Consider the following 11488-nt stretch of genomic DNA (forward strand, 5'->3'; position numbering starts at 1 on the left):
CTCAATTACGCGGATACCTCTCTTACATCTCACTTTATCGGCTTGTAAGTTTGCACCCTGCACAGTAGCTCACATGGTGCCTTAGCAATGTATTGCTAAGATCAGTCTCAGGGAAAATTAATTTCTTGCGCGCTGATATCCACCATCCAAGTGATGACAGCAAACTCCCTGATAAGTCTTAAATCACTGCCTTTGTATGACACCGGATGATAAGAGTTGCAAATGGAATCTCGCTCAGAAGGCGCAAGAAAACACTGGGTTCTATCACTTGCCGCTCTCGGGGTTGTATTTGGTGATATCGGCACTAGCCCACTCTACGCCTTTAAACTGATTTTCCACCCCCGGTTTGGAATTCCCCATAACACCGAGACCATTATTGGTGGGGTCTCTGCTGTCTTCTGGGCACTTACCCTCATTGTCACTATTAAGTACGTCATATTGGTAATGCGCCTGGACAACCGAGGGGAAGGTGGGATCATGGCGCTGATGACACTGGCCCTGGAAGCGACAAAAGGGCGAGAATTATTAAGAAAGCTTATTATCGGCGGAGGGATCTGTGGGGCGGCACTATTTTTTGGTGATGCCGTTATCACACCAGCCATCTCCGTTCTCTCCGCAGTCGAAGGACTGGAGATAGTCAACAAGACTCTAAAACCGTTTATCCTGCCAATTTCTATCGGCATACTCTTTGGATTGTTTTTTGTGCAACGCTTCGGCACCGAAACCGTGGGGAAACTGTTCGGCCCGATCACCGCCATCTGGTTCTTAGTTTTGCTGCTCGCGGGCCTTTACTGGGTGCTCCAAAACCCTGTAATCCTCCATTCCGTCAATCCGCTGCATGCTTTGAGCTTCCTCACTAACCATGGCATGGCTTCATTCTGGATATTAGGTGCAGTATTACTGGTGTTTACCGGAGGAGAGGCTCTATATACCGACATGGGGCATTTTGGACGTATGCCTATAAGAATTGCCTGGATAGGTTTGGTGTTCCCCGCCCTGGTGTTGAACTATATGGGACAGGGCGCTCTACTTATTAGTGACACCTCTGCGGTAGACAACCCCTTTTACCGGATGTACCCGGACTGGTCGCTCTACCCAATGATTATTCTTGCAACTGTAGCAACCTGCATCGCTTCCCAGGCCTGTATCTCGGGGACCTTCTCCCTGACAAAACAAGGAATCCAACTTGGCTTGATGCCCCGTTTTGCCATCCGGCACACGTCATCAGCACTCGCGGGACAAGTCTATATGCCCGGTGTCAATTACCTATTAATGACAGCGGTAATACTGGTGGCAATTCTCTTTGGAAGCTCAGTCCACCTGGCTAGTGCTTATGGTGTATCAGTGAGTGGCGCAATGTTGATTACCTCCTGCATTGCAGCAATCGTGTATCGTCACTACCTCAAATACAATCTGATAATTTGCCTGGCTGTCGGCTCATTCTTTGCTTTTATTGATTTTGCCTTTGTTACTTCAAACCTGGCAAAGATAGGCCACGGGGGGTGGTTCTCTATAAGTTTAGCCGCCTTTATTGCGATGCTGATGATTACTTGGAGAGATGGAAAAAAAGCGATAAATTGTTACTTACAGGGGAAAAATTTTAAATTAGAGCCCTATTTAAACTCACTTTTTGATAATCCCCCATTACGAGTACCTGGAACTGCAATATTTGTGGGAACCAATCAACTCTTTGTACCTCATGCCCTGATATACAATTTGAAGCACAATAGTGTCCTTCATGAAAAGAATCTTTTCCTAACCGTTACGTCGGCCAACACACCAAAAGTACTCCCAAAGAACCGAGCAATCATTAGCAAGATCAGAGAGGGATGTTTCAGGCTAATATTACGTTATGGATATATGGAACGCCCAGATGTCGAAGGGGCCATAAATAAACTCAACAAAATGCACCTTTTGGATATAGATCCAAGTAAGTCTTCTTTCTTTACCTGCCGATATAACATATTTCCTGTTAAAGGCGGCTATAGCAAAATGGCAAATTGGCGAGAGCGGATCTTTGCCGCCATGGTAAGGAATTCAAGTAGTGCTATCGACTATTACCGCATTCCAGCTAATCGGACTGTAGAAGTGCAAGAGAATATAATGATTTGAATTGACAAGCTATTTTATTAAATAACTGACAAGCCTATGAGACTCACTTTAGGGTATAGAACGGAAAGGTAAAAGTGTGATGGTCATACCGCCTGCTTCCTTTACAGCTAGTATGGATGCAGGCGGTAGGCCGAGAACCCCCTAAATACTCTAATTAAGAAGTATAAAGATATTCAGGAGCTCCCTATCCCATAATCAGTTCGCTTCGTTTTTAAGTATAGAAGCCATATCACCGGACCAACGGCCGATTACTTGTGTTAAAGCTTTATTAAGCCCTGCCATTGAAGAGGAATTGAATTTTTTAGCTTCTGGTTGGCTCAAGAACTCCTCATATTTCGCTAAGCTTGCATCGTCGAAGCCTTGATAAGTTTGCACGAAAGATAGGGTAACAAATTGCTCAACATTTTGACGCATCTGGGGCTTCATTGCCTCCATTTGTGCCTTATAAGCATCTAGATTGATCTCTTGGCCGGGAGCCATCACTGCCATAACTGCGGAATAGACAGCAATACCCGTAGAGATCTGCATCTCCATCGCCATATCGGTAGCACCAACAAGCTGATCAATACGAGTTGCCATTTCAACGCGCTTTGTGTCAGCCATCAACTGCTGTGCATTAGCCATCAAATTCTGGAATGCCTCTTCAGAGCTTCCTTCCTCTTCAGCCTTGGTAATTTTCTTACCGATATCTGACTCATACCAAGCCAATAAGACCTCAACATCTTTATCGGTCAGAGAAGTACTCAGTGACGAGCGCACTTCATCCATAATGATGGACGGTAAAATTGTATTATCTGCACTTTCAAGAATCTTCTGCAGTTTATCCTGAGGAATTGGTGCACCCTGCTGCACGCCTTCCGTAAATCCAGATTTTACTAGCTCAGGAAACCCCTCAACCTGCTTGGTGAAACCCGATACAAGCATAAGCTTATCCAGATTGGCTACTTTATCGGCAGCCAGGCATAATGAGCAAAAGGTGCTGATGAATAAAGCAAATATAACTTTTACAGCTTGAGTTCCCATAGGAAGCCCCATATGAAAGTGAATTTGATCGTCATTATGCCGATTGACTCACAACAATCAATCAAAAAGCCCTAACCATTGCAAAAACAGACGTACCACAGCTTCGCTATAAAGAGCCTAAATAACCCCCAACTCAGATAGTTTTTTTCTGGCAATTTCAATTCTTTTCTTTTGTACCTCCCGAAAACTTCTGCCATCTATGTTAATCGCAAAATAATGAATATTGTTATTGGACTCTACAATTCCAATATACCAACCTAAAGCCTTATTCTTAGCTAATGGCCCTCCTCCTGTTTTTGCATATAACTTATAGGTATCAGTCTCCTCTACCAGCATCACTTCTTTAAATTTATCTATAGCTGACTGCGATACAGGTAATTGACCAGTAAATAAACGCTCCAGGAAGTCTATCTGCTCCAACGCTGATATTTTGATACTCTCATTGAGCCAAAAGGTATCAATACCAGACGAAGCATCCTGATTACCATAATTAAAGCCTGCCAAATACTGATTCATTCTCTTAGCGCCAATCTCCGTTGCTAATTGCTGATAGATCGGAACCGCTGAATTTTGAAATGCTTCGCGAATTGTCAAAGGCCTTTCTGACCAGATTGTAGGCCACCACGCTTTAGCCGGGTATTTGTCATGATTATAGGTTAGCTCTTGTAACAGGTTCTCAACTAAACCCAAGTCAAGTGCAATAAGGGTATTGGGAACCTTAAAAGTAGAGAATGGTGTGAACTGCTTGGCTGCCCTCTCCCTATTAATTATCGTATATTCTGAGGTCCGACTATTCTTGAGCACAAAAGTACATAACTTGCTACATGAGCCCCCATCTTCTGCAATCACAGAGTTGCTTACACCAAAAACCAATATTGCAGCAGTGATAAACCATATAAAGTGTTTCAACCGGAATCTCCTTGATTTAGAGTGCGTGATACCCAAGGAACATCAATAAAATTAATCAGGATATACCGGGTAATAAGCACACCGAAAAGTACCTTTCGGATATTGGGAGGAGTTACTTGGCAAGTCAAGTAACTACAAGACTAACAAACAGTCCTCATTAAGTAATGACTGTACCATCATTTAGAATTTAGGAAATACTGCCAACTGAACAAACTTGGCTTGGTGCTTCCTATTGATAAGCACCAAACCTTTTGTGTAAAAAGCAAGCAAAGCTCTAGCTTTGGGCTATCTTAATTTCTGCGGTCTGAGTTATTCCCCATATCCCATAGAATTGGCTGATCGCCACCCATAATAGTTGAAGGCATTTGACCATTCCATTGCTGCGCGCGGATATATTCAACCAAGGTATGGTTTCTGGCAATCGCATCAGCTTTTGCTTTAATCGCTGCGGCTTCCGCTTCCCCTTTCTCCAGAATCGCAAAAGCTTCCGCCTCGGCCTCTACACGAATCTTATGGGCTTCACCATCTGCTTTAGCTTTGGTGGCATCACGGCGCGCATTAGCAGTATTCACTTCACGTTGCGCTTCCAGCTTTTGACGTTCCAATTTGTGCTTTTCGGCAGCCGCCAGGTTCAACTCTGTCTGCTTGGTTTCAATAGATTGGATGTACTTGGGAGGCAAGCTGATGCTCTCAATCTGTACATCTCCTAATTCCATAGGCAACCCCTTGGTTTCCTCCTCCAAGAGTTCCTCAATCCGTCGAATTGCTGCATTCCGGTTCTGGATAATCTGCTCTGCCTTGAATTCAGCCAAACCAGCTTTACTGGCGCTTCTCAGCCTGGGGTCAAGAATCCGCTGTTCAAATTGTTCCAAACCGCCATATTGCTTATACAAATCTATGGCCGCACTGCGAGTTACCGTCCAGTTCACCGCAGTCACTGCTTTTAATGGCATTTGTTCTGCGGTGGCGGCATTCATCGTCTCAACATTTTTCCGGGTTCTCACTTCGATTTCGACCACATTATCCATAAGTGGGACCTTCGTATGAATTCCGGGATCAACCTGTGAGACTGCCTTGCCAAATCGCTTTACGATTCCTACGTGACCCTCATCAACTGTGAAAACGGTCCCCATGGTGATAGGGATAATCAGTAATGCAACACCAGCGAAAATTCCCTTCTTAAGATTTTCCACAAACTTTCCTTTAACTACTTACAGCCAAAAAACGGTTCTTAACTTCAAAGATGAATACATAAGCGGACATTCTTTAATCCCTACATTCCTAAACCAGAAGGGAGTACCAAATAAGCTCCACTAAAATTCACTCAAAATGAATCGCAGGATAATATAGATAATTTTTCAATAAAAAAAGTGTAACGTTTCACTTCCACATATCAGTGGAACGAACTCTTTGAAGCGAAATATAGAGGTAAGCTTCAACTATCCAACCGCGATCTTGTTTGTAGATATTTAGCGCACAATAAAATCGCATTCGCAATTTCATATGCTAGATATACGAATAAAAACCGCCTTTTAAATTTGATCAAATACTTGAAGAGAATCGTATACACAAAAATACATGTCACAGTATTTTTGGCCTTTCATGAATAAAAGATATAGGAGAGATACGCCTAAACCCACTACCAGATGAACACTTATTACTTATGCAAATCCAGCTATGCCTCACCTAAGCAAGAATTGTGCGCCCGATAAAGCCTTGCCATTCAATCAAGCTCTCAATCAACGCTATTATCCATTAGCAATCACTTTCTCTATCAATAATTAGAGGCCTTGACAATGAGCACTTCAGATTCATCGGACAAAAATGGCCCTGTCGAGGCCAACCCATACAAGTGGCCATATAATGGGGATCTCAGGCCAGAAAACACCGCTCTCGTGGTTATTGATATGCAGGTGGACTTTTGCAGCCCCGGCGGCTATGTCGACAAGATGGGATATGACCTGGAGGCAATGCGCAAGCCCATCGAACCCATCCAGCAAGTATTGAATGCGATGCGGGCAGAAAACTACCACATTATGTACACCCGGGAGGGACATCGCCCCGATCTTTCTGACCTCCCTCCAAACAAACGCTGGCGCTCACGACAAATTGCTGCAGGTATCGGCGACCCGGGACCATGTGGACGTATTTTAGTCAGAGGGGAACCTGGTTGGGACGTGATCCCTGAACTAGCGCCCAAAGCTGGTGAGGTCATTATTGATAAGCCTGGCAAAGGTACCTTCTTTTCTACAGACTTCGGGCTCATACTCAAGCTTAAAGGGATCGATAACTTGATTCTCGTGGGCGTTACAACCGACGTATGCGTACACACCACCATGAGGGAAGCAAATGATCGAGGATTCGAGTGCCTGCTTCTATCAGACTGCACTGGGGCTACCGACATCGGCAACCATGAGTCGGCTCTCAAGATGATTACTATGCAGGGGGGCGTCTTTGGCGCTCATGCAGATAGTGAGAAACTCCTAAAGGGCTTAGCAGAAGCATCTAAGAACAGGTGAGTACATAAAGTGTGATAGTTAGGGTAGAGCTTGTTACAGAGGTCGCTCTTCCCTAATTACGCTTTAAATCAAGCAGGCTCCTTAACTTTCAGCTCGCCAGCATATGACAAGATGAACCCTACTAGAAACATGTGTACGCTGACACTGAATTGATATTGCCCTTCACTTGCTGTTTCATAAGCCGTGACTTTAGGCCAAAGAAATTTTGGCAGAGGTATACCAAACAACTTTGTTTTCGAAAACTGATATTCGAGGGCTCCGTTGACACTATGAGCGGTAAACTGCATTTCTAGAGGGCCGAGCTTTTCTACCAGGTAGTTTTTTTCTGAATAAAATGATGAACTCATCTTGAACCCATCGAAATCTCTCACCCAATCCATCCGATCGGAAAAGTGTCCACAATCTACAACTAACTGCGAACTTGAACTCGCCTTCGGGAATCTAAATATTGAACAAATAGTATTCGCAATAACTCCACCTCGTTTGACTACAACAGAACCCTCATACCTCTTCACCCCAGTGTGTGCAAATTGCAACAGTGGAGATAATTCATTGAATGAGGACCCCATATGAGCAGAAAGTATGTTCAATATTCACTCCTATTCCTATTCACGTCCTTTACCCACAGTACCATCTATACAGGTAGCTGGCAGGCTGTAAATATTCAACCTGCCAGCGCACTCTCAGTCAACTCGATGACTAAATCAAGCTTATTTGCTATTCGCTCTCAGAATAGCGCTCATAGCCCGGTGGGCGTCAACGAACCCAAGCCCGGTGTTGTGATCACCTAACCAACTGCGGCGAGCATTATCTTTCAATGATTTGCTCACTATTTGAGCAGCTTCTACCCTGCTAAGGCCATAATAGTCTGCCATTTCAAGGAGCAATAGACTGACAGCCGCTAGTTGAGGCGCGGCAAAAGAGCTACCAGACTCAAAGTTTTGACTGGAAGCTGAATATACTGCATCGCCGGCAATAGCAAAGCTCTGCCTAATAGCCAAGGGGTTGTAACCCGGAACCGTCGCCGTAAGTGAGATCTCATTTGAGAATGGCTGGAGGTTGATTGCAAAAAACAAATTCTCAGCACCGGCTTGCCCTTCGTTCTGAGCAAGGAATGCCCTGATTAAATCCAGGTCATAGGTAAAGAAGCTGCCGAGTGGTGGTAGCTCCAAGCGCTCTCTCACATCGGTGTTGTTATGCTCAAGATCTGTACCTGTATTCCCCAGTGACTTGGTAAAAATCTTACTTTGTAAAATAGCGGAAAGATGCTCTGCAAACTCTGGGTCGAGTTGGTCATTGGTGATATGAAATGCACGGCTCATATTGATCACACTAATGTCATCTCGATACCGCATATAGGCCATTGCATCATTATAAGTTTTGCTCTCGGCACTAACGGGTACAATAGTCGCCTTCGGAGCAATATCCAAAATGATATCAATTACGGTGTTACCATGAAGGAAAGTAATGGGATCACCAAATGCAACTTCTGCTTCAATATTGGGATACTGTTCGCGCTGCTCTTGTAAGCGTGTCGGATCAAACAAATCAAAGACAGCAATTACCATACCCTCGCCATCAAAGCGTTTAGTCAAAATTTGCTGTTTCAGTTTATAACCGGGTACATGGGGAAGCAGTAACTCATTAATTGCCAACCTGAAGAGATTCAGGTCAGCAGTAGCCGCATCAAATTCTGACCTATACTGATTCTGGTAATCTTCTGGCTGAAACGTGTACAGAAGCTCGGCTAATACAATAAATTCTGTGATTGACTGACCCCACTTGTGCATCAGCAGCTCATCAACCATATAGTGGGATTTTGCCATTCCCGAATATTGATCAAAATCAGCTGCCAGATACTCTTCAATAATTGGAGTTACCGGCTCTTCCCAAGGCCAGGGGGTTAATTCTTTCACAATCTCTAAGGAATCTCTGGCCTGCTCAATATCTGGGGTTGAAGCAAATATATTGAGGCTACCCAGCAACATTAAGATTGTTAGTATTATCCTATTCAAAACTATTTCCTTGTCATGAAAAATTATTAGATAGTGTTTGTAGGCTGCTACAAGCCACGGGATAAAAATAGTCCCAGTGACAGGAAAAGCTCGCAGCCTGGAAATAGGATCACGAATGGTGTGGAAAGGCAACAAAGCAAATATATATAGAAATTACAAAACTAATATCGCCCATAAAATAAAAGATATTCGGTTACCTCTGACATCAAAATCTAGAGAAAGTCTTACTCTGAATTTGGCTCGGCCTCAGCTTCTAGTCAATGCAGAAGATCACTATCCCCCAAAGACTGGCGGCATGCACTTATAGCGGGAATAGCAGCCACAATTAATGTGCTTACCAGTACTAAAGCTAAAAGCACAATCGTATGTTCGCCTATAACAACGCCGTCCAAATAGATTCCAAATTTATCTGTCAGAATTGGCTCAACCAGCCAGCCTCCCATTATCAATCCAGAAACAGCAATTGTCGCACCTAAAAGTAAAACCAAAAATGCCTCAGTCTGGATCAATAGGAATAAAAACAAAGGGCCAGAACCTACAGTTCTCAGTAGTGCTATCTCCAGTCTGCGCTCGCGCATCGTGGAAAGTAGTAAGATACATAAGCCAAGCAATGCAGCCAAAACCACCATAGCTGAGACAAAAAATAATACCTTTTCTATACCACCGGATATCTGCCAAAGCTCCGATAGTGCAATGCCCGGCAATATTGCCAGCAGCGGCTCCTTCGAATATTCGTTTATTTTTCTCTGTACCTGAAATGTAGCTATAGGGGAATTAAGCCCGAGTAAGAAGGCAGTAATGTTATTAGGCACCAGATCATCGTGCTCCGCATCAGCACCATGAACGGCTTCCAGTCCCGCCAAGCTTACATAGAGTGCTCGATCTACTGGTGTACCAGTAGGCTTGAGTATGCCACTAACGATAAAGGGGTTTTCACCATGCTCTGTGAAGCGCGTTCCAACCAAACCGTGCGCCATTGTGAGAGTGTCATCAAGTTGGTAGTTGAGTTCCCGAGCGACCTCCGCCCCCAATATGACACTAAAAGTATCGATAAAATTCTGGCCGGTTGATAGCTCCAATGGCCTCTTATTCCCATACCGATAGTGATCGAGAAATCCCGTTGAGGTTCCCACCACCCTGTAACCTTGGTGCGAATCCCCCAGGGATAGGGGTATCGCCCAACGTACCTGGGGTAAGTGAGTAAGTTCCTGGTAGCTATCCCATGAAATATGATTGCTGGCATTCCCAATATGGAATACGCTGTATAACAAGAGATTCAATTGTCCCGTAGGCGCCCCAACAATAAGGTCTACCCCTGACACAGTTCGACTAAAGCTGTTTTTAGTATGGCTTCGCAACTGCTCGATCCCCAACATTAGAATCAAACTGATTGCTACAGACAATACGGCCAGTGACACACTACCCTTACGCTGCATCAGGCTTTGCCAAGCAAGTTTAAAAAACATCGGCTAAAGCCTCCGGTGCAGTGTCCCACTCGGGCCTAAGTTTCCAGGCAATATTTATTTCGCGCATATCCATAACCAGAGGGAAGTGTCGTTCCAAAGAGCTATCGTGGCTGACAAAGATCAGAGTGCATTTCTTTTGCTGACATGCAGTCATCAACAACTGGACAAAAGCATCTCTCGCTTCAGGGTCCAAAGCAGATGTAGGCTCATCAACCAGCAATAACTGCGGTTCATTGATCAATGCCCGCACGATTGCCACCCTCTGTTGCTGTCCGACACTCAAGCTGGCCACTTTCTTGGGTAAAATTTCCTCTCCTAAACAGAGTCCCGTTAGCAGCTCATTAACCCTGCCGCGAAAATCGCCACGGAAACCAGAAAAGTGGGTAGCGACACGAATATTGTCCTCCACACTCAAATAGGGAATTAGGTTAAAGCGCTGAAATACAACGCCAATATGTCTCGCCCTGAAGCGATCCCGCTTGCGCTCACTCAGTGTACCCAGTGGTTGACCCAGAACCTTAAGGCTTCCAACTTTTGTTGACAGAATACCGGCCAGGAGGTTCAGCAGTGTTGATTTACCACTACCGGAGCGGCCACGTAAAAATACCTGCTCACCGACAGGCACTGACCAATAAGGGACCTCTAAAACCGAAGGACCTGTACGATAGGCGAAGCGCAGCTGCTCCACTTCAACCGCTAGTTTCAATTTCGTAGTGAAAGCATTCATCTTGCACCTCATTTGCAGCATGGATTTTTGCAAACAGATATATAATGATATATCAAATCATTTGATACGATAAATAAACCCCAGCCATGAACAGATATCTCTTCTCATCAGCCTGCACCCTGGCAATCGTACTACTCGTAGCTGGCTGTGATAGCCCAGTTGAAACCAATCAAGTTTCAGCGCCAGTCGCTGAAGATACTCAAGTCAAACAGGTAAGTACCAATTATCGTGAAGTCAGCTGGGAAGAGTTAATCCCAAAAGATGATCTGGATGCGTTACTCAACCCACCAGAATACATAGATGATATTGTTGAAGGCTCCACTGCCGACTCAATGCCTGACACATCAGCTATTGCCTCTACGAGCGAAAATGAAAGCCGTTACCAAGCTGCTTTGACTTCCACCCGAATAAAACCAGAGTTCGACAATCAACAGATACGTATTGCTGGGTTTATAGTTCCAATTGAATTCAATGACGAATTAACAATTTCCAATTTCCTTTTTGTTCCCTACTTCGGAGCCTGTATCCACCTGCCGCCCCCACCTCCAAATCAGGTTATCCATGGCAGTTTTTCTGAGGGAGTTCAAGTTGACGCTCTGTACGAACCTTTCTCTATAGAAGGGAAACTGAGAACATTGAAAATAGAAAGCGAGTTCGGAACTGCGGCTTACAGTATGGAAGTGGATAACATACAACCTTACGCAGAATAATGTCCCC

The 11488-nt window shown here is 44.5% G+C and carries 10 protein-coding genes; 3 read left to right on the forward strand and 7 right to left on the reverse strand.

Annotated elements, in window-relative coordinates; all coding sequences use genetic code 11:
- Window positions 1-222: 222 nt before the first annotated feature.
- A complete protein-coding gene (locus ACJJII_RS18500; protein WP_413662144.1) occupies window positions 223-2112 on the forward strand; it encodes a potassium transporter Kup in 1890 nt (629 codons plus the stop codon).
- Between the two features lie 195 nt (window positions 2113-2307).
- Here ACJJII_RS18500 and ACJJII_RS18505 read toward each other — a convergent pair whose 3' ends face one another.
- The 3 genes from ACJJII_RS18505 to ACJJII_RS18515 form a co-directional block, all read right to left on the reverse strand.
- Complete coding sequence (locus ACJJII_RS18505) at window positions 2308-3135, reverse strand: DUF2059 domain-containing protein (RefSeq protein WP_444917268.1); 828 nt, start codon at window positions 3133-3135, stop codon at window positions 2308-2310.
- A gap of 117 nt (window positions 3136-3252) precedes the next feature.
- Complete coding sequence (locus ACJJII_RS18510) at window positions 3253-4044, reverse strand: penicillin-binding transpeptidase domain-containing protein (RefSeq protein ID WP_444917269.1); 792 nt, start codon at window positions 4042-4044, stop codon at window positions 3253-3255.
- A 290-nt stretch (window positions 4045-4334) separates the two neighbouring features.
- Entirely contained in the window at window positions 4335-5237 is a 903-nt protein-coding gene (locus ACJJII_RS18515) for a prohibitin family protein (RefSeq protein ID WP_413662147.1), read from the reverse strand.
- Window positions 5238-5840: 603 nt separating this feature from the next.
- Between ACJJII_RS18515 and biuH the strand changes: the two genes are divergently transcribed.
- Complete coding sequence (biuH, locus tag ACJJII_RS18520) at window positions 5841-6563, forward strand: biuret amidohydrolase (RefSeq protein WP_444917270.1); 723 nt, start codon at window positions 5841-5843, stop codon at window positions 6561-6563.
- Window positions 6564-6631: 68 nt separating this feature from the next.
- On the opposite strand, the gene ACJJII_RS18525 is transcribed toward biuH, so the two are convergent.
- From ACJJII_RS18525 to ACJJII_RS18540, 4 genes are all read right to left on the reverse strand, one after another.
- Window positions 6632-7153, reverse strand: coding sequence for a DUF4166 domain-containing protein (locus tag ACJJII_RS18525; protein WP_444897474.1), 522 nt, complete (start codon window positions 7151-7153; stop codon window positions 6632-6634).
- A gap of 120 nt (window positions 7154-7273) precedes the next feature.
- Entirely contained in the window at window positions 7274-8578 is a 1305-nt protein-coding gene (locus ACJJII_RS18530; protein ID WP_444917271.1) for a S8/S53 family peptidase, read from the reverse strand.
- 257 nt (window positions 8579-8835) lie between these two features.
- On the reverse strand, window positions 8836-10044 hold the full coding sequence (locus ACJJII_RS18535) for an ABC transporter permease (RefSeq protein ID WP_444917272.1): 1209 nt from the start codon (window positions 10042-10044) through the stop codon (window positions 8836-8838).
- Window positions 10034-10771 carry an ABC transporter ATP-binding protein gene (locus tag ACJJII_RS18540; RefSeq protein ID WP_444908153.1) on the reverse strand — a complete coding sequence of 246 codons (738 nt, stop codon included), beginning with the start codon at window positions 10769-10771 and terminating at the stop codon, window positions 10034-10036. Before ACJJII_RS18540 ends, ACJJII_RS18535 begins: the two co-directional genes overlap by 11 nt.
- A gap of 86 nt (window positions 10772-10857) precedes the next feature.
- Here ACJJII_RS18540 and ACJJII_RS18545 point away from each other — a divergent pair, with 86 nt between their 5' ends.
- Window positions 10858-11481: a DUF3299 domain-containing protein gene (locus tag ACJJII_RS18545; RefSeq protein WP_444917273.1), complete on the forward strand. Its 624-nt coding sequence runs from the start codon at window positions 10858-10860 to the stop codon at window positions 11479-11481.
- Window positions 11482-11488: the final 7 nt, after the last annotated feature.

The organism is Microbulbifer maximicatervae (SeqCode), assembly GCF_052467825.1.

What these genes read in the sequence shown, in the direction of transcription:
- ACJJII_RS18500 (WP_413662144.1), top strand. Translation starts at nt 223, where the DNA reads ATGGAATCTCGCTCAGAAGGCGCAAGAAAACACTGGGTTCTATCACTT.
- ACJJII_RS18505 (WP_444917268.1), bottom strand. Translation starts at nt 3,135, where the DNA reads ATGGGAACTCAAGCTGTAAAAGTTATATTTGCTTTATTCATCAGCACC.
- biuH (WP_444917270.1), top strand. Translation starts at nt 5,841, where the DNA reads ATGAGCACTTCAGATTCATCGGACAAAAATGGCCCTGTCGAGGCCAAC.
- ACJJII_RS18535 (WP_444917272.1), bottom strand. Translation starts at nt 10,044, where the DNA reads ATGTTTTTTAAACTTGCTTGGCAAAGCCTGATGCAGCGTAAGGGTAGT.
- ACJJII_RS18540 (WP_444908153.1), bottom strand. Translation starts at nt 10,771, where the DNA reads ATGAATGCTTTCACTACGAAATTGAAACTAGCGGTTGAAGTGGAGCAG.
- ACJJII_RS18545 (WP_444917273.1), top strand. Translation starts at nt 10,858, where the DNA reads ATGAACAGATATCTCTTCTCATCAGCCTGCACCCTGGCAATCGTACTA.